General features: G+C 69.1%; 16 protein-coding genes. 12 read left to right on the top strand and 4 right to left on the bottom strand.

The features are described 5' to 3' along the window. Positions 1–2: 2 nt before the first annotated feature. From AB0J62_RS16445 to AB0J62_RS16430, 4 genes are all read left to right on the top strand, one after another. Positions 3–1400, top strand: a complete 1398-nt coding sequence (locus AB0J62_RS16445) for a trehalose-6-phosphate synthase (RefSeq protein ID WP_363870632.1) — start codon at positions 3–5, stop codon at positions 1398–1400. Beyond that, complete coding sequence (locus AB0J62_RS16440) at positions 1387–2808, top strand: FGGY family carbohydrate kinase (protein ID WP_363870629.1); 1422 nt, start codon at positions 1387–1389, stop codon at positions 2806–2808. The genes AB0J62_RS16445 and AB0J62_RS16440 overlap by 14 nt, the downstream gene beginning before the upstream one ends. Before the next feature lie 261 nt (positions 2809–3069). After that, positions 3070–3492 carry an aspartate 1-decarboxylase gene (panD, locus tag AB0J62_RS16435; RefSeq protein WP_363870626.1) on the top strand — a complete coding sequence of 141 codons (423 nt, stop codon included), beginning with the start codon at positions 3070–3072 and terminating at the stop codon, positions 3490–3492. Between the two features lie 18 nt (positions 3493–3510). Further along, positions 3511–4968, top strand: coding sequence for an aminopeptidase P family protein (locus tag AB0J62_RS16430; protein WP_363870623.1), 1458 nt, complete (start codon positions 3511–3513; stop codon positions 4966–4968). A 68-nt stretch (positions 4969–5036) separates the two neighbouring features. On the opposite strand, the gene AB0J62_RS16425 is transcribed toward AB0J62_RS16430, so the two are convergent. After that, positions 5037–7700, bottom strand: coding sequence for a LuxR C-terminal-related transcriptional regulator (locus AB0J62_RS16425; protein WP_363870620.1), 2664 nt, complete (start codon positions 7698–7700; stop codon positions 5037–5039). Between the two features lie 9 nt (positions 7701–7709). Between AB0J62_RS16425 and AB0J62_RS16420 the strand changes: the two genes are divergently transcribed. Further along, a complete protein-coding gene (locus AB0J62_RS16420; protein WP_363870617.1) occupies positions 7710–9221 on the top strand; it encodes an FAD-binding oxidoreductase in 1512 nt (503 codons plus the stop codon). Positions 9222–9269: 48 nt separating this feature from the next. Here AB0J62_RS16420 and AB0J62_RS16415 read toward each other — a convergent pair whose 3' ends face one another. Then, positions 9270–11213: a M13-type metalloendopeptidase gene (locus AB0J62_RS16415; RefSeq protein ID WP_363870614.1), complete on the bottom strand. Its 1944-nt coding sequence runs from the start codon at positions 11211–11213 to the stop codon at positions 9270–9272. A 134-nt stretch (positions 11214–11347) separates the two neighbouring features. Between AB0J62_RS16415 and AB0J62_RS16410 the strand changes: the two genes are divergently transcribed. Both AB0J62_RS16410 and AB0J62_RS16405 read left to right on the top strand, forming a co-directional pair. Next, entirely contained in the window at positions 11348–12283 is a 936-nt protein-coding gene (locus AB0J62_RS16410; RefSeq protein ID WP_363870611.1) for a superoxide dismutase, read from the top strand. Positions 12284–12311: 28 nt separating this feature from the next. Next, positions 12312–12482 carry a hypothetical protein gene (locus tag AB0J62_RS16405; protein WP_363870608.1) on the top strand — a complete coding sequence of 57 codons (171 nt, stop codon included), beginning with the start codon at positions 12312–12314 and terminating at the stop codon, positions 12480–12482. A 14-nt stretch (positions 12483–12496) separates the two neighbouring features. Here AB0J62_RS16405 and AB0J62_RS16400 read toward each other — a convergent pair whose 3' ends face one another. Both AB0J62_RS16400 and AB0J62_RS16395 read right to left on the bottom strand, forming a co-directional pair. Further along, entirely contained in the window at positions 12497–12790 is a 294-nt protein-coding gene (locus AB0J62_RS16400; RefSeq protein ID WP_363870605.1) for an HU family DNA-binding protein, read from the bottom strand. A gap of 83 nt (positions 12791–12873) precedes the next feature. Next, the gene (locus AB0J62_RS16395; protein WP_363870601.1) at positions 12874–13659 is read right to left on the bottom strand and encodes a phytanoyl-CoA dioxygenase family protein; all 786 of its coding nucleotides are present in this window, start codon (positions 13657–13659) and stop codon (positions 12874–12876) included. Positions 13660–13693: 34 nt separating this feature from the next. On the opposite strand from AB0J62_RS16395, the gene AB0J62_RS16390 reads away from it, so the two are divergent. From AB0J62_RS16390 to AB0J62_RS16370, 5 genes are all read left to right on the top strand, one after another. Then, on the top strand, positions 13694–14533 hold the full coding sequence (locus tag AB0J62_RS16390) for an AraC family transcriptional regulator (protein ID WP_363870598.1): 840 nt from the start codon (positions 13694–13696) through the stop codon (positions 14531–14533). An 83-nt stretch (positions 14534–14616) separates the two neighbouring features. After that, positions 14617–15651 (top strand): LCP family protein, encoded by a 1035-nt coding sequence (locus tag AB0J62_RS16385; protein WP_363870595.1) that lies wholly within the window; start codon positions 14617–14619, stop codon positions 15649–15651. A gap of 20 nt (positions 15652–15671) precedes the next feature. Then, complete coding sequence (locus AB0J62_RS16380; protein ID WP_363871983.1) at positions 15672–16427, top strand: YndJ family protein; 756 nt, start codon at positions 15672–15674, stop codon at positions 16425–16427. After that, positions 16424–16987 carry a DUF1990 domain-containing protein gene (locus AB0J62_RS16375; RefSeq protein ID WP_363870592.1) on the top strand — a complete coding sequence of 188 codons (564 nt, stop codon included), beginning with the start codon at positions 16424–16426 and terminating at the stop codon, positions 16985–16987. The genes AB0J62_RS16380 and AB0J62_RS16375 overlap by 4 nt, the downstream gene beginning before the upstream one ends. A gap of 152 nt (positions 16988–17139) precedes the next feature. Continuing rightward, positions 17140–17817: a uracil-DNA glycosylase gene (locus AB0J62_RS16370; protein ID WP_363870589.1), complete on the top strand. Its 678-nt coding sequence runs from the start codon at positions 17140–17142 to the stop codon at positions 17815–17817. Positions 17818–17891 lie beyond the last annotated feature (74 nt).

The following is a 17891-nucleotide window of genomic DNA, read 5'->3' as shown; positions in this document are numbered from 1 at the left end:
AGATGCCGAACGGTAGGAGTTCCTTCGTAGTGGTGGCCAACCGGCTGCCGGTCGACCGGATCGAGATGCCCGACGGCAGTACGGCGTGGCGCCGCAGTCCAGGCGGCCTGGTCACCGCGCTCGCGCCGGTCATGCAGACCCACCACGGAGCCTGGATCGGCTGGACCGGCAGCCCGGACGAGAAGGTCGACCCGTTCGACAACGACGGGATGCATCTGGTCCCGGTGATGCTGTCGGCCGAGGACGTGCAGCTGTACTACGAGGGCTTCTCCAACGCGACGCTCTGGCCGCTGTACCACGACGTGATCGTGGCGCCGGAGTTCCACCGCGAGTGGTGGGAGTCGTACGTCGCGGTGAACCGCCGGTTCGCGGAGGCCGCGGCGGAGGCTGCCGACGACAACGCCGACGTCTGGGTGCACGACTACCAGCTGCAGCTCGTGCCCGCGATGCTGCGCCGGCTGCGTCCCGACGTACGGATCGGGTTCTTCCTGCACATCCCGTTCCCACCGACCGAGCTGTTCGCGCAGATGCCGTGGCGGCGGCAGATCCTCGACGGGCTGATGGGCGCGGACCTGGTCGGTTTCCAAAGACCGGGCGCCGCCTCGAACTTCGCCCGCCTGGCCCGCAACCGGATGGGCCTGCGGACCCGCGGCGACCGCATCCACCTGCCGGACGACCGGATCGTTCGGGCGAAGGCTTTCCCGATCTCGATCGACGTCAACGAGCTGGAGAGCCTGGCCCGTCAGCCCGAGACCACGGCCCGCGCGGCCGAGATGCGGCAGGAGGTCGGCAACCCGACGCACATCCTGCTCGGCGTCGACCGGCTCGACTACACCAAGGGCATCCGGCAACGGTTGCGCGCGTTCGGCGAGCTCCTCGACGAGAAGCGGATCTCGGTCGACGACGCGGTCTTCATCCAGGTGGCGACGCCGTCGCGGGAGCGGGTCGAGCAGTACCGCGTCCTGCGGGACGAGATCGAGCTGCTGGTCGGCCGGATCAACGGCGAGCACGGCCGGATCGGCACGCCGGCGATCAACTACCTGCACACGTCGTACTCGCGGACCGAGATGGCGGCGCTCTTCCGGGCCGCGGACGTGGCCGTGGTGACACCGCTGCGGGACGGCATGAACCTGGTCGCCAAGGAGTACGTGTCGACGCGGTACGACGACACCGGCGCGCTCGTGCTGAGCGAGTTCGCCGGCGCGGCGGACGAGTTCCGGCAGGCTTTCCTCGTGAACCCGCACGACATCAACGGCATGAAGGACACGATCGTCGACGCGATGAACACCGACGACCGCCAGCTCGGCCGCCGGATGAAGGCGATGCGCAAGCACCTGGCCGCACACGATGTGAACGTCTGGGCGCAGAGTTTCCTCAAGGCGCTCCATGACCAGGACTGACGAGCGGGTTCTCGCTCTCGATCTCGGTACGTCGTCGGCACGCGCGCTGGTGCTGTCCGGCGACGACGCGTCGCCGATCCCGGGCGCACTGGCCCGGCACAAGATGGCCCCGACGTACGGCTCGGACGGCTCCGCGACGCTCGCCCTGCACGAGTACGTCGAGGGGCTGCTCGGCTGCCTGGACGAGCTGCAGCAGAACGGTCATCTCGAGAACATCGGCGCGATCGTGCTGTCCTCGCAGTGGCACTCGATCGTTGCGCTTGACAACAAGGGCGCCGCGCTGACGCCGGTGATCACCTGGGCCGACACGCGCTCGGTCGACCTCGCCCCGTCCGTTGACGAACGCGCCTTCCATGCCCGCACCGGCGCCTGGCTGCACCGGCTGTACTGGACCCGCCGGATTCCGTGGCTGTTGTCGACCGGTTCCCCCGCGGAGTTCGCCGGGCTGCCCGATCTCGTGCTGGAGCGGCTGACCGGCGAGCGGGTGACGTCGGTGTCGATCGCGTCCGGCACCGGGACGCTCGACCTGGCCACCGGCCTGTACGACGACGAGGCGCTGGACATCGCCGGCGTACGCGCGGACCGGTTGCCGTCGATCGTGCCGACCGGGTGGACCGGGTCGTTGTCCGCGGAGTACGCACGCCGCTGGCCGGGGCTGGTCGGCGTACCCGTGCACCCGCCGACGGGAGACGGTGCAGCGTCGAACGTGGGGACGGGCGGGTACGACGTGGGGACGGCTGCTGTGACGGTGGGGACGTCGGCCGCCGTACGCGTCGTGCATCCGATCGACGACGCGCCTGAGCTGCCGTGGGAGCTGTGGCGGTACCGGGTCGACGACAAGCGCGCGGTGACCGGGATGGCGTTCTCCGCGGCCGGGAACCTGCACGCGTGGCTGACCGGCGTACTGCGGCTGGAGGCCGACGAGCTGGCGGGCGCGGAGATCGGGGCGTCGCGGGCGATCGCGATCCCGTTCATGGCCGGCACCAGGCCGCCTGCGACGGTGACGAGCGGGTCCGGGGTGTTCTTCGGGTTGTCGTTCGACGACACTGCGGCGGATCTGCTCGCAGCGTCGTTGCTGGGCGCGTCGCTGGAGGTCGACCGCGGGCTGCGCATGCTGGACTCGCTGTTCGGGCGACAGTTGGACGTCGTACTGGGTGGCGGCGGCATCGACGCCTCCGAGTGGTGGCGCCGCTGCCTGACCGCGACGTTCGCGCGGCCGACCACGGTGTGCGCTGAGGCCGAGGTGGGTGCGCGCGGGGCGGCGGCCGTGGCTCTGGGTCTGTCCCCCGCGCCGGGCGGCGAGTACCTGGCCCCGGTTGACGTTGAGGTCGAGCGCGTGGCATCCATGCGCCCGCGGTACGAGGCCCTCCGCGAGCTCGCCGTACAAGCCTCCAAACAGCGGGCCTGATCCGGGCACGTACTGCGTACCGGCGGTGATGGCGCTGCTCGGGCGCCGCGCCTGGTACTCCCCCGCCGGCTGGACCGGCTGCTCCCGAACGTCGACGTCGAAGGCGAGACCCTCCTCCCGCCGGCTCCCGACCCACGCCGAACTAGCCTCTCGCTGACGCCACCTTTCCGGAACATAACTGCCACCATGCGGCAGTTATGTTCCGGAAAGCCGTGACGGCGGCCACTGACAGCAGGCCCCGGGAACCGCATCATGGCCGCCATGTGGCGCGAGATCATGAAGTCGAAGGTGCACCGGGCGACGGTGACGCAAGCGGATCTGCACTATGTCGGATCGTGCACGCTCGACGCGGACCTGATGGACGCGGCGGATCTGCTGCCCGGCGAGAAGGTGGACATCGTCGACATCACCAACGGGCAGCGGCTGTCGACGTACCTGATCGAGGGCCCGCGCGGGTCCGGGGTGGTGGGCATCAACGGGGCGGCGGCGCATCTGATCCACCCGGGTGATCTGGTCATCCTGATCGCCTACGGGATGTTCGACACCGCCGAGGCGAAGGTCTTCGAACCGAGCGTAGTCTTCGTGGACGAGCACAATGCGATCACCCGCATCGGCTCCGACCCCGCCGAGGCGCTACCCGACAGCGGCACGCTCCGCGGCGACCAACTGCACACCCCGCGTTGAGACGAGGACTGGTCGACGATGACCGAGAACACCGCTGACACCGCTGACACCGCCGACACTGCTGCCCCGAAGACCGCTTCGCATGACAACGAGCCGAGCCAGAAGCTGCGCGCGTTCATGAACTCGGGGTGGGCCGACTCCGAGCGGCACGACCTCGCGCTGAGCGACGTCGGCGTGTGGGCGGCGAAGCGGCGGGACGCACTGTCCCAGGCGTTCCCGGGCGAGCGCCTGGTCGTCCCGGCCGGCACGTACAAGGTCCGCTCGAACGACACCGACTACGTCTTCCGCCCGCACACCGACTACGTGTGGCTGACCGGCAACCAGACCTCCGACGCAGTCCTGGTTCTCGAGCCGAACGGCACCAGCGGCCACGACTCGGTGCTGTACTTCCGGCCCCGCGCGGACCGCTCGCAGGGCGAGGAGTTCTGGCGCGACCGGATGTACGGCGAACTCTGGGCCGGCCGGCGGCCGTCGCTGACCGAGACCGCGAAGGAGTTCGGTATCGAGACGCGCCACGTCGACCAGCTCGCCGACGCGCTCAAGGGCGACGTACCGACCCGCGTCCGCCGGGGCGAGGACGAGTCGATCGCTCCGCTGCTGAGCGGCGCCCGGATCGAGCAGCTGAAGGACGGCGAGTTGGCCGCGACGCTGTCGGAGCTGCGCCTGGTCAAGGACGCGTACGAGCTCGAGCAGCTCCGGGACGCCGTCGCGATCACGCACCGCGGGTTCTCCGACGTACTCGCGGAGATGGACAAGGTCCGGCAGTACGGCGAACGCTGGATCGAGGGCACGTTCTGGCGCCGGGCACGGGCCGAGGGCAACGATGTCGGCTACACCTCGATCGCCGCCGCCGGTCCGCACGCGACCACGCTGCACTGGATCGAGAACGACGGCCCGGTGAACGACGGCACGCTGATGCTGCTCGACATGGGCGTGGAGAACCGGCAGCTGTACACCGCCGACATCACCCGCACGTTGCCCGTCAACGGCGAGTTCACGCCGCGCCAGCGCGACCTGTACCAGCTGGTGCTGGACGCGCAGAACGCCGGGATCGCCGCGCTCAAGCCCGGCGCGGCGTTCCGCTCCGGGCACGAGGCGGCGATGGAGGTCATCGTGCGCGGCCTGGACGCGATGGAGCTGCTGCCGGTGACGGCCGAGGAGGCGCTCGACCCGGAGAGCCGCCTGTACCAGCGCTACACGCTGCACGGCGTCAGCCACATGCTCGGGCTCGACGTCCACGACTGCTCCGCGGCCCGCGGCGAGACCTACCGCCAAGGCACCGTCCAGCCCGGCTACGTCCTCACCGTCGAGCCCGGCCTGTACTTCCAGTCCGACGACCTCACCGTGCCCGAAGACCTCCGGGGCATCGGCATCCGCATCGAGGACGACGTCCTCATCACCTCCGACGGCACCGAGAACCTCTCGGAGGCCATGCCACGCACCGTCGAGGGCCTGCAGAACTGGATGGCGTCCTAACCTGCCGGGTCGCTCGGTGCGAGGCAGGTCGAACAAGCGAACACCGCCGCCGGCCGGCCACGGATCGGCTACGGAACCTGCAGAACGGCGAGTTCGGCACGGGCCTCGGCGGCACGGTCGGGCACCAGCGCCAGGGTGCTGACCCACTCGAAGCGGGCGCCGAGGTCTTTGAAGGCATCGGCGGCCGACAGCAGTGCCTCGCGGTCGTCTGTCGAGCGCGCCGTCGCGCGGGTGAGGCAGGCTGCGGCCCAGTCGTTCTCGGCCGCTTCCGGCGCCGTGGCGGCGAGGAGGTCTGAGGCTTCGGGAAGCGCAGCGACGACGGCGAGTTCCGCGGCGGCGGCTCGTGCGTACGGCGCCCACCAGCGTTCGGAGAAGTCCGCGAACGCCCGCCGGGCGATATCGGTCGCCTCCTCGACGGCGCCGAGTTGTACGGCGACCCGCGCCCGCGCGAACGTGTACGGAGCTGCCAGCCAGGGCGCATCCTCCACGTCCGTGCACCGGCCGACCTCGAGCGCCCGTGACTGCCAGACGTCGAACAGGCCGTCGTCGCGCAGACCGTGCACCATCGCGGCCGCGGACAGCGCGGACGCCATCCACTCGATCGGCGGAGAGCCCGCGCCTTGCCACCGGTCCCAGAGGGCGTCCGCGTGCTCCACGCAGGCGTCGAACTGCCCGGTCAGCGCCTCGACCCGGATCATGCGCGGCAGCGAGATGTACGGATGGTCGCCGACCGGATCGTCCGCCGCGCCCACGGCCGCAAGGGCCGCGGGCAGGTCGCCGACGGCGGTTGCTGTGGTCGGCGCGACATGGAAGGCGTCGATGATCTCGGCCGCGGCGTACGGCTCGTGCCGAGGCAGCGGTCCCGCCAACCGCATCCGTTCGACGGCGTACGAGCGTGCGTCGCGCAGCCGTCCCGCGTTCCCGGCGGCCACGGTCAGCGCATCGAGCGCACCCGCGATCAGCACCGGATCACCGGTCCGCCGGGCCGCATCGACGGCCTCCTGGGCGAGCTCCGGATCAGCGCCGATCCGCCGGCCGCCGTGCTCCCAGGCCTTGGCCGTCGCCAGCAGAGCGGTCACCTGTGAGTCACCGGGCCGCGCGCTGTCCACGGCCTGCTGGAGCAGTTCCTGGCTGCGTTCCCTGGACAGGTCGTACAGCGACCCGGTGGGATACCGGTTCGCGGCGATCACGGCCAGGGCCAGCATCGTCGCCCGAACGTTGCCATCAGCAACCGCCCGGTCGGCCGCGTCGAGCAGCAGCTGGACCCCGGTCTCCGCGTCCGAGATCGCGAGCGTGGCATCGGCCGCCGATCGCAGGTCCAGCGCGGCGGCCACACCGTCCGGGGCACGCTCGGCCGCCGCCCGGTAGTGGCCGATGGACTCCCGGAACTCCCGCCTGGCGAACCCGAGATGGCCGAGCGAGCGCGCCAGCCGATGCGCCTGCGGATCCGGCTCCGCGGCCGTTGCGGCGAGGGCGGCCCGGAGATCACCGGCCACTTCGTCGTACGGCTGCTCCCAGTCAGCGCTGTCGAGCCGGTTCTCCAGTGCGGCGGCCGTGTCAGCGGCCCAGCGCATCCAGCGATCTTGTGCGGTGCCCAGTTCGCCCTCGGTCAGTTGCTCGCGGGCGAACTCCCGGATCGTCTCGAGCAGCCGCCAGCGCGATCCCCGGCGTACGGTGAGGCTCTTGTCCGTCAGCCGCCCGAGCAGGTCCGCCACCTCGCCCCGCCCGAGCTCCGGGCTGGTCGCGCTGGCGGCATCCAGGTCGAAGCCGCCGACGTAGATGGACAGTCGCCGGAACAGCAGCCGCTCCTGGTCGTCCAGTAGCTCGTAGCTCCAGCCGATCACGGCAGCCAGCGACCGGTGCCGGGCGTCCACGCCACGACCGCCCGCCAGCAGCCGGAGCCTGTCGTCGAGCGCGGCCTGCAGGCCATCGGCGCCGAGCGAGCCGATCCTGGCCGCCGCGAGCTCGATGGCCAGCGGCATGCCGTCCAGCCGCGCGCAGATCTCCGCGAGATCGTCGGCCGGGGCGGTGAAAGCCGGATCGACGGCACGCGCCCGGTCGCTGAACAGTTCGGTCGCGGCGTCCAACGGCGGCAACAGTACGGTCGCCTCCGCGGGTACGCCGAGCCGCTCCCGGCTGGTCGCGAGAATCGTCACCTCGGGACAGGTGCGGAGCAGCCGTTCCGCGAGTACGGCGACCTCGTCGACCAGGTGCTCGCAGTTGTCGAGAACGAGCAGCCACCGGCCTTGCTGCAGGTGCTCGATGAGGACCTGCTCCAGACTCTGCGGCGGCCGCTCGGTCAGCCCGAGCGCAGTTGCCACCGCGCGGGCCACCAAGCCGTCCCGAACCGGAACCAGGTCGACAAACGCGCCTGCGGAGCCCAGCTCGGCCGCGACGACTGCTGCCAGTCGCGTCTTGCCCATGCCGCCAGGTCCGAGCAGGGTCACCAGGCGGGACTGCCCGAGCGCCGTGCGGACCGCGGTCGCCTCGGTGGAGCGCCCGACAAAGGTGGTCCGGCCGGCCGGCAGCCCGCTCATCCCAGGCCCGCGGCGTGATCCGGCCAGGTCGGCGAGCTCGCGGCGATCCGTCACGCCGTACTTACGGAGCAACGACGAGACGTGGCTCTCGACCGTGCGGACGGAGATGTGCAGTGCCCCGGCGATCTGCGCGTTCGACCGATGAGCGGCTACCGCCTCCAGTACTTCGGCCTCCCGCGCGGACACCTCGTTCACGCGCCCATCATGACCGATCAGCAGATCCCTCGTGGCCGCTCCGTGGTGGATCCGTGGTCGGCACGGATGTGGGCTGCGGGTCGCCGGCGCGAGGGTCGTCGTACCAGAACCACTCTTGGAGGCAGCGATGAGTACGGCGATGACGACAACGCGCAGGACCCGGCCGGGCGCGGTGTTGCTGTGGGTGACGCGAGGGCTGGTCCGGCGATGACGATCACGGCCTTCGACGGACTCCTCACCCGGCCGGGGGATGCGGACTACGACTCCGGCCGGGCGGTCTGGAACGCGATCGTGGATCGCCGGCCGGCCTTGATCGCGCGCTGTGCGAGTACGGCGGACGTCGTTGCGGCACTGCGCTACGGCCGCGAGGCCGGGCTGGTGATCGGGGTTCGCGGCGGCGGGCACAGCTTCCTCGGGCTCCCGGTGGTGGAGGACGGTCTGCTGCTCGACCTGTCCGCGATGAACTCGGTGTGGGTCGACCCGGTCCGCCGCCGGGCTCGCGTCGGCGGGGGCGCGCTGCTGGGCGCACTCGACGTCGCCAGTCAGCGGTACGGGCTCGCCACCACGGCCGGCAACGTCTCGCACACCGGCGTCGGCGGGCTCACCCTCGGCGGCGGGGTCGGTTGGCTGGCTCGCGCGCACGGGCTGACGTGCGACAACGTGACGTCGTACGAGCTGGTCACCGCGGACGGCGCCGTACTGCGGGTCAGCGCGACCGAGCACCCGGATCTGTTCTGGGCACTGCGCGGTGGAGGCGGCAGCTTCGGCGTCGTGACCGCGTTCGAGTTCCAACTGCACCCGGTCGGGACACAAGCGTTGACCGTCGACCTGTTCTACGAGCTGGACGATGCCGATACGGCGCTCCGCGGCTGGCGGGACCTGTTCGCGGACGCGCCGCGGCAGGCCACGCCGGTGGCCCGGATTGGCAGGCGGGACGAGTACGGCGGACGCCTGATCGCGAGTATCGGCTACGTGTGGGTCGGCGATGTCGACGAGGGACGGCGGCTGCTGCCGTCGTTCGAAGGGATCGGCAATCCGATCGGTCGCCGGATCACCGAGCTCAGCTACCTGGATCTGCAGACCCAGTCCGACGACGTCGAACGCCACGCCCTCCGCCGTTACTGCAAGGGGCACTACCTGCGATCGTTGCCGGACGCCGCCATCGACGCTTTCCTTGCCTCGGACAACAATCCGGGAGCACGGTTGACGCTGTGCGGCGGCGCCGTCGGCGATGTGCCGGACGGTGAGACGGCGTACAGCCATCGCGATGCGCTGGTCGAGTTCACCACCGGCGACGACTGGAGCGATCCCGGCGAGGACGAGGCCCGCATCACCGCGGCCCGAACCTACGCCGCAGGTCTCGAGCCCTACACGAGCGGGAGCTATGTCAACACCATCGCCGACGAGGATCCCGCCGCCGTGCACCGCGCCTACTCCCCGGACAAGCTCGCGCGCCTGCACCAGGTCAAGGACACCTACGACCCCGACAACGTCTTCACCCGAACCGCCTTGCACCGCTGATCCCCTGCCGGCCGGACCCGAAGTGGGCCGGCCGGCGGGGGGACGCGGTCACCAGATCCGGACCCGTTCGTCCGGGGCCAGCCACATGCCGTCGCCCTCTTGCACGTCGTACGTGGCGTGGAAGGCGTCGATGTTCTTCACCACCGCGTTGCAGCGGAACTCCGGCGGGGAGTGCGGGTCGATGGTCAACCGGCGAGCAGCCTCCTCCGGACGGGTCTTCGTGGCCCACGCGTGCGCCCAGGCAGCGAAGAAACGCTCGCTACCGGTCTCATCCGGCTCAGCGCCGGCCTGCGACAGTTGGTAGGCCGCATAGGCGATCGACAGGCCGCCCAGGTCGCCGATGTTCTCGCCGAGGGTGAGCTTGCCGTTGACCTTCTTGCCGGGCGTCTCGGCCGGCTCGAGGGCGTCGTACTGCGCGACGAGCTTGTCGGTGCGCTGCTCGAAGGCGGCCCGGTCCTCGTCGGTCCACCAGTCGTTCAGGTTGCCGTCGCCGTCGTAGCGCGAGCCCTGGTCGTCGAAGCCGTGGCCGATCTCGTGCCCGATCACCGCGCCGATCGCGCCGTAGTTCGTCGCGTCGTCGGCGTCGAGGTCGAAGAACGGCGGCTGCAGGATGCCGGCCGGGAAGACGATCTCGTTCATCCGCGGGTTGTAGTACGCATTGACCGTTTGCGGCGTCATCTTCCACTCGTTGCGGTCGACAGGCTGACCCAGCTTGGCCAGGTCCCGCGCGGTCTCCACCGCGACCGAACGGCGAACGTTTCCGAACAGGTCGGTCGGGTCGACCTCGAGGGCCGAGTAGTCCTTCCACTCGTCCGGATACCCGATCTTCGGCACGAAGGCGCCGAGCTTGTCGAGCGCCCGCTGCCGGGTCTCCGGGCCCATCCAGTCCAGCGCCTCGATCCGCTGCCGGTACGCGGCGACCAGGTTCTGCACCAGGTCGACCATGCGGGCCTTCGCGGACGGCGGGAAGTGCTCGGCGACATACAGCTTGCCGAGGGCCTCGCCCAACGACTGCTCGACGGCGCCGACGCCGCGCTTCCAGCGCTCGCGCAGCTCGGGTGCCCCGGTCAGGGTCTTGCCGTAGAAGGCGAAGTTCTCGTCGACGAACGCCTGGCTCAGCAGTGGCGCCGCGCTGTGCACGATCCGCCAGCTCAGCCACTCCTTCCACCGGTCCAGCTCGACCTCCTGCAACGCGGCCGCGGCCGCGGTGAGGAAGTCCGGCTCGCGGACGACGACCTGCGCGAAGGCACTCTCGGGCACCCCTGCGCCGGCCAGCCACGTCGACCAGTCGAAGCCGGGTGTGAGCTCCTCGAGCCCAGCGCGGTCGAGCTTGTTGTAGGTCAGCTGCACGTCCCGGTCCTTCACCCGGTCCCAGTGACCGTCGGCGATCCGGGTCTCCAGCTCCAGGATCCGCGCGGCGGACCCGGCCGGGTCAGGCAGTCCGGCCAGGTCGAGCAGCTTCGTCACGTGCTCGACATACGCCGAGCGGATCGCGGCGAAGTTGTCGTCGTGGTAGTACGACTCGTCGGGCAGGCTGAGGCCGCCCTGGGTCAGGTGGACGATGTTCTCGTCGGACTTCTTGGCGTCGGCGTCCACCCAGTAGTGGAAGACGCCCGGCACGCCCTGCAGCTCGAGCTGCCCGAGGACCGAGACCAGGCCGGCCAGGTCTTTGGCGTCCCGGACCAGCGCGAGCTGGTCGGCGATCGGCTCGGCACCCAGCCGCTCGATCGTCTCGGTGTCCATGAAGCTCGTGTAGAGGTCGGCGATCTTCCGCGGCTCGCTGCCCTCCGGGTGGCCGGCCGCGACGGTCTTCTCGACGATCGCCCGGACGTCCTGCTCGGCGGTGTCCCAGAGCGCGTGGAACGCACCGTGGATCGCCTTGTCCGCGGGAATCTCGTGCTCAGCCAGCCACTTCCCGTTGACGAACCGGTACAGGTCGTCCTGCGGCCGCACCGCGACGACCGGCTCCGAGCTGTCGATTCCTGCTGTCATCCCTGACCCCTTTTGTCCCATGTCCAGTTGCTGTCAGCGAACATACCCGGTTCGCGATCAGGCCGGTCTGAACTATCCACAGGATCCAGCCGTTCTCCCAGGTAAAGAACACGGATCAGGGAGGACCCCGCCAAATGCCACACCTCGTCCGTCGACTCACCACCCTGCTCGCTGTGCCCGTCGTACTGCTCGGGCTCGTGAGCACCTCGGCAGCAACCGCTGCTCCAACGACCTCGTTCCCGACCCGGATCGAGCTGCCCGACGGATTCCAGCCCGAAGGCATCGCGATCGCGCGCGGTACGGCGTACCTCGGCTCGCGGGCCGACGGGGACATCTACGCGGCCGATCTGCGGACCGGACGCGGCAAGGTGATCAGCCAGGGCCCGGGCACCGGTTCGCTCGGGATGAAGGTGGACCGCTTCGGCCGGCTGTTCGTCGCCGGCGCCGCCGGTGGGAACGGCCGCGTGATCGACACCCGCACCGGCAAAGTGCTGGCCAGCTACACGTTCACCACCGCGACACCGACGTTCGTCAACGACGTCATCCTGGGCAAGGACGCGGCGTACTTCACCGACTCGCAGCAACCCGTCTTCTACAAGGTGTCGCTGCACCGGCTGAACGCGAAGCCCCAGACCATCCCGCTCAGCGGCGACTACCAGCACCTGCCCGGCAACAACGCGAACGGCATCTCGCTCACGCCGGACGGCCGCGCGCTGATCATGGTGCAGTCGTCGACCGGCTTCCTGCTCCGGGTGGACCCGCGCACCGGCGTCGCCCGGCGGATCGACATCGGCGACGCAGTGATGACGAATGGCGACGGGCTGCTGCTGATCGGCCGCACGCTGTACGTCGTCCAGAACCGCTCGAATCAGATCTCGGTCATCACCCTGAACAAGCTCGGCACAAAGGGCACGGTGGTCGACCTGCTCACCAGCCCGGACTTCGACGTACCCACGACGGTCGCCGCCTTCGGGAACCGCCTGTACCTGCCGAACGCCCGCTTCTCGACGCCACCGACTCCGACTACGCCGTACTGGGTTACTGCCGTGAGCCGTTCCCGAGTGCGGTAGATCGTCCTACCTTGATTGGGGAGGAAACATGAACAAACGCACCATCACAGCTGTCGTCGGGCTGTCGGCACTCGTGCTGGGCGGCATCACCACGTCGTCCGCCGCGGCCGCCGCACCGCCGGGCCCCACTGTCGTGAAGCATTCCGTCGACGACGGCCACTGCGACCAGATCCGCTTCCTGACCCCGTCGGCCCAGTAGCTGGGAGCAGCCAGTCAGCCGGCCGTGCGGAGGTTGCCCCGGGCCGCGGCCTTGAGGCGGCTTCCGCACGACAGGCGCACGGAGTACGCGGCCGGGATCGACAGCGGCTCCCCGGTCTGCGGATTGCGGCCGGTGCGCGGCGCCCGCAGCACGCGCTCGATGCTGAGCAGGCCGGTCAGCGACACCTTGTCGCCGCGCTGCACGGCCTCGGTGACGACGTCGCCGAGGGCGTCGAGGACCTTCTCGGCCTGGTTCCGCGGGATGCCCGCCTTGTGTGCCACGCCGGCGATCAGTTCATTCCGGTTCACGGCTCTCCTCAGACTCGGTTCGGCTTCCGAGCGGAACCTTAACCAAAATGATTGTCGTTAGCGAGAACCTCTCCGGATATCGGTCAGAGGCCGTCGTGGTCGTGCCAGTGGTTCTGCCAGCGGGCGTCGATGGCGTCATCGGCGAGCTGGTACCTGATGTCCGTCGACAACCGTAGCTCGGTCGACACGTTGTCCAGGGCGGCATGCACGGTGTGCGCGGTGTGGACCACCACATCCCCGGCCGCGTAGTCGGTGACCAGCCAGTTGGCGTCGTACTCCGCCGCCAGAGCGGGCAGATCCGCGGTGATGGATGCCGCAGGCCTCTTGAGCCTCCCCGCGGCCTCCTCCTCGAGCACGCGGTGGTGACTGCCTTGCAGGTACGTCAGGCCCCCGTGGCTGACCGGGCAGTCGCCCAGCGGGATCCATGCTGACAGCACCTGGTCAGTCCCATCGCGCAGGTACACCAGGTCGTAGTGCGCCTGTGTCGCGGTACCGATGCCGTTCTCTCCCGGTGCCGTCTGCCGGATGATCTTCCGGCGGTGCAGGAACGGCTCACCGCCGAGGAACCACTCGAACCAGCCCTTCAACGCCGGCTGCGCACAGAACGCGGCGTACTCCGGCCCGGGCACGATCTCCTCGAACAACACCTTCCGGTACGACGCCCTGTCGGTAGCGGCACCCGTCAACCCGAAGTAGTACTCGCGGAACTCCCGTACCACCGCAGGGTCGAGCAGTCCGGTCAGGAACAGGTAACCGTCCCGCTTCAACCGGGCCCGCAACTGGGCCCGATCACCACGCTCTTCCTCGGGTACTGCGACCAGTTGACCCAGCCGCTGCTCATTCAGCACATATCCGTTCGACGTCAGCACCCGTCCATTCCAGCCAACCTCCACGATCAGCGGAATGGACAACAGTGCCGAGCTCTTGGACTCTTGTGAGGTGCCCGACTGGTCGATCTACCTGACTCCAGGTTCTATCGAGCGACAACTTGGACTCTTCTGCCTCGGAGCGGGTGAGCAGACGCACGGCTCGGACAACACCAGAGAACGCGCCCTCGGCTGTCACGCCCTGGTCTGGCTCAAGGAAGGGCGCGGTCACCTGCTGCACGGACCTGACCGTCAGCTGCATGAGGTCAGAGCGCCTGCGATGCTCTGGCTCTTCCCCGGCGTGCTGCACGGCTACCAGCCGACAACGAGGTGGCGTCAGGCTTGGACCCTGTTCAGCGGCTCAGCGGTCGACGCACTGACGACACTCGGCCACCTGGACGTCAGCCGACCGGTCCGCCGCTTCGCTGACCCGCGTCCGGTCGACCGTGCATTCAGCCGACTGCTGCGCGTCAGCACACAGCACAACCCGGTGCAGCTCACAGGTGCTCTCTACGATGTGATCGCCGAAGCTGCGACGACCACAGGTGACGATGTCGCCGCACAGCTCGCCGAGCTCGCCAGTACACCGATGAGCGTCCAGGCCTACGCCAGTGAGCTTGGTCTCACCGTGAAGGAACTGCGCGACGCAGTACGGCGTACGACGGGCTCAACCCCACATGAACTGGTCCTGACCACAAGACTCAGCAATGCAAAGGTTTTGCTCGCCGAGGAGGACCTGCCGGTCGCGGCGGTCGCCAGGCGGGTCGGGTACGACGATCCGGCGTACTTCACCCGGTTGTTCACCGCCAGGGTTGGGATGTCGCCCGGCGCGTTCCGGCGATCTGGTTCGCTCTCGGGGCGGATTTCCTCCCTTTGACGGAGGCGGGAGCTACTTTCCGACGTGTAAAACCATTCAGTGGGGTGACGTGTCGGGTGCCGGGCACCGATACGGTCGTGTCTATGAGTGAAACGCAGCCCATCGACCCGCGCTACGCGAACCGGTCGCCGCGGACCCAGTCGGCCGGCAGGCCGAAGAAGCGGCGCAACTGGTTCCTCCGCATCGTCGGACTGATCGTCCTGCTGTTCGTTCTCATGCTGATCGCCGTCCCGCTGTACGCGTGGAGCCGGATCGACAAGATCGAGGCCATGCCGACCGGACAGCGCCCCGCCGAGACCTCGGGTACGACGTACCTGATGGTCGGATCGGACGCCCGCGAGGACCTCAGCCGGGCCGAGCGCGCCCGGCTGCACACCGGCGGCGACGCCGGGCCGGCGCGGACCGACTCGATCATGCTGATGCATGTGCCGAAGTCCGGGCCGACGGTGCTGATCAGCATCCCGCGTGACAGCGCGGTCAACATCCCGGGCGTCGAGGGCAAGCAGAAGATCAACGCCGCCTTCAACAAGAGCCCCGCGCTGCTGATCCAGACCATCGAGAACGTCACCGGGCTGCGCGTCGACCACTACGTCGAGGTCGGATTCGGCGGCTTCGCGTCGGTGATCGACAGCATCGGCGGGATCCAGATGTGCTTGCCGAAGGCAATGAAGGACGACAAGGCGCATATCAACCTGCCGGCCGGCTGCCAGAAGCTCGACGGCGTGAACGCGCTGGGATACGTGCGGTCGCGGCACGCCGACAACCAGAACGACTTCGGCCGGGTCGAGCGGCAACGGCAGATGGTCGGCGCGATCGCGAAGAAGGCCAGCTCGCCGTCGACGTTCCTGAACCCGTTCCGCTACTACAACGTCGCGACCAAGGGTGTCGACGCGCTGACCGTGGACAAGGACATGAGCCTGTTCGACTTCATCCGGTTCGCGCGGGGCATGCGAGCCATCTCCGGCAGCGGCGGCGTCACGCTGACGGTGCCGATCAGCGACGACAACTACAAACTGTGCTGCAACCGCGGCGACGCAGTGAAATGGGACACCGCGAAGGCGAAGGCACTCTTCGACGCCATCAAGAACGACAACACGAGCGGTCTGAAGAGCAGTTGATCGCTCTGGTCCACGCGGTAGTGAGCCTTGGCATGCTCATCGTCGTACCCCTGGGGCTCACGCTCCTCCCAACGCGAACCACCAGCACCCGCTGGTGGTTCGCGTTCGCGGTTCCAGGAGCAGTAGCACTCTGGCTCCCGCGTGGTCCACTGTCGACCGCACTGGCGTCGGTCTACTTCGCCGGCACAGTCGTGCTGATCGCACTAGCTGCGCGGCATTTCCTGCAGCGCAGGTCGTTGGACGCGCAGCAGGTCGCGTTGTACACCGCACTGGCCACGCCGTCGATCGCGGCGCTCGCGCTGGTCGCCGAGCGTTCGTCGTACGAGCTGTTCGGCTTCAACCTCACCGTGCTGTCGCTGACAGTCGCCCACTTCCACTTCGCAGGCTTCGCAGCCGCACTGATGGCCTACCTGTCCGCGGACGGTTTGGCGGCCGTCAGCGTCCCGCTAGGCACCGGGCTCGTTCTGCTCGGGTTCTTCCTCGGCGATCCCGTGGAGCTCGCGGGAGCCGTCGTGCTGACCGCAGGGATGTGGCTGGTGGGCTGGAACCTGTGGAGACGGTCGCGGACGGCCGATCGGGGTACAGCGGTCTTGCTGGTCGTGTCTGGTTCGGTGTTGGTGGTCACGATGCTTTTGGCGGTCAGTTGGGCACTGGGACATGTGGCGAACACGCCGTACCTGCCGTTGGAGTGGATGGTTGCCACCCATGGCGTGGCGAATGCGGTCGGGTTCGCACTGTGCGGCGTACTGGCGATGAAACGGGAAGGGGCCCGATGAAGCTGGAGGATCTGGCGGGGCTGCGGTTCGGGTACGACGTCGTGGGATCGACGCGGTACGACGAGACGCCCGCGGGGTATCACCGGTTGGAGTATCGAGAGCGGATCGGGCACGGGGACGAGGTGTTCCGGCGGGCGGCTGATGCGTTGCTGGGCTGGCAGATGCAGCCTGCGGCCGGATTGCCGATGACTGCGACCGACTCACCCCCGCAGATCGGCACCAACTCGCTCGGTCGCCTCGGACCCGGTCTGCTGATCGGCCAGTCGCCCCTCGCGCGTATCGGCCTTCCGGTCCCCTGCCGGGTCGTCTGGACCGTCAACGAACCAGACCGCATCGGCTTCGCGTACGGCTCGCTGCAAGGGCACCCGGAGGCCGGCGAGGAGTCCTTCGTCATCACCCGCGAGCCGGACGGCATCTACTTCACCATCCGCGCGTACAGCCGCGGCGCCACCTGGTACACCCGCCTGGCCGGCCCGCTGGCCCGCAAAGCCCAGCAGTACGCCGCCCACCGCTACACCAAAGCCCTGCAACGCCTGGCAACCACCTGGCGCGCCACATAGCCCGACCGATAGCAAAGGCCCCGCAAGCTCATACCTTTGCGGGGCCGCGACCTTTGTACACGGCGTAGCGATACCAGCGTTTGAGCGACACGCGAACAGTGGGCGACAACCCGGGGTGCACGGCCGGTCGCGGTGCTGCAAAACTGTGGCGGGTGAGTCCCAAGACGTTGACGGATCTGGTGGCGCCGGACTGGGCCGATGCTTTGGCGCCGGTCGAGGACACGGTCGCGAAGATGGGTGAGTTCCTGCGCGGCGAGATCGCCGCGGGGCGGTCCTATCTGCCGGCGGGTGAGAACGTGTTGCGCGCGTTCAAGCAGCCGCTGCAGCAGGTGAAAGTGCTGGTGGTCGGCCAGGATCCGTACCCGACTCCCGGGCACCCGGTGGGCCTCAGCTTCTCGGTGGCTCCCGACGTACGGCCGATTCCGCGCAGCCTCGCGAACATCTACCGCGAACTGATGGCCGACGTCGGCGTACCGGCTCCGTCCAACGGCGACCTCACGCCGTGGGCCGAGCAGGGTGTGCTGATGCTCAACAGAGTGCTGACCGTGCAGCCGGGCAAGTCCGGTGCGCACCGCGGCAAGGGCTGGGAGAGCGTCACCGAACAGGCGATCCACGCGCTGGTCGACCGCGGCGGTCCACTGGTCGCGATCCTCTGGGGCCGTGACGCCCAGACGCTCAAGCCGATGCTGGGCAGCACGCCGTACGTCGAGAGCGCGCATCCGAGCCCCATGTCCGCCGACCGAGGCTTCTTCGGCTCCCGGCCCTTCAGCCGGGTCAACGCCCTCCTCGAGCAGCAAGGCGCGACTCCGGTCGACTGGCGCCTGCCCTAAACGACCTCTCGCCGATAACGCGCCGGACCCCCGTGGTCACGGCGCGTTTTCACGTGTCCGGACAATTTGTTCGA

The organism is Kribbella sp. NPDC049584 (assembly GCF_040675555.1).
Classification (GTDB): Bacteria; Actinomycetota; Actinomycetes; order Propionibacteriales; family Kribbellaceae; genus Kribbella.
Note: the sequence above shows the minus strand (reverse complement) of the source record. Positions and strands in the feature narration are given on the sequence as shown.

What these genes read in the sequence shown, in the direction of transcription:
- AB0J62_RS16445 (WP_363870632.1), top strand. Translation starts at nt 3, where the DNA reads ATGCCGAACGGTAGGAGTTCCTTCGTAGTGGTGGCCAACCGGCTGCCG.
- AB0J62_RS16440 (WP_363870629.1), top strand. Translation starts at nt 1,387, where the DNA reads ATGACCAGGACTGACGAGCGGGTTCTCGCTCTCGATCTCGGTACGTCG.
- panD (WP_363870626.1), top strand. Translation starts at nt 3,070, where the DNA reads ATGTGGCGCGAGATCATGAAGTCGAAGGTGCACCGGGCGACGGTGACG.
- AB0J62_RS16430 (WP_363870623.1), top strand. Translation starts at nt 3,511, where the DNA reads ATGACCGAGAACACCGCTGACACCGCTGACACCGCCGACACTGCTGCC.
- AB0J62_RS16420 (WP_363870617.1), top strand. Translation starts at nt 7,710, where the DNA reads ATGACCGATCAGCAGATCCCTCGTGGCCGCTCCGTGGTGGATCCGTGG.
- AB0J62_RS16415 (WP_363870614.1), bottom strand. Translation starts at nt 11,213, where the DNA reads ATGACAGCAGGAATCGACAGCTCGGAGCCGGTCGTCGCGGTGCGGCCG.
- AB0J62_RS16410 (WP_363870611.1), top strand. Translation starts at nt 11,348, where the DNA reads ATGCCACACCTCGTCCGTCGACTCACCACCCTGCTCGCTGTGCCCGTC.
- AB0J62_RS16405 (WP_363870608.1), top strand. Translation starts at nt 12,312, where the DNA reads ATGAACAAACGCACCATCACAGCTGTCGTCGGGCTGTCGGCACTCGTG.
- AB0J62_RS16390 (WP_363870598.1), top strand. Translation starts at nt 13,694, where the DNA reads ATGGACAACAGTGCCGAGCTCTTGGACTCTTGTGAGGTGCCCGACTGG.
- AB0J62_RS16385 (WP_363870595.1), top strand. Translation starts at nt 14,617, where the DNA reads ATGAGTGAAACGCAGCCCATCGACCCGCGCTACGCGAACCGGTCGCCG.
- AB0J62_RS16375 (WP_363870592.1), top strand. Translation starts at nt 16,424, where the DNA reads ATGAAGCTGGAGGATCTGGCGGGGCTGCGGTTCGGGTACGACGTCGTG.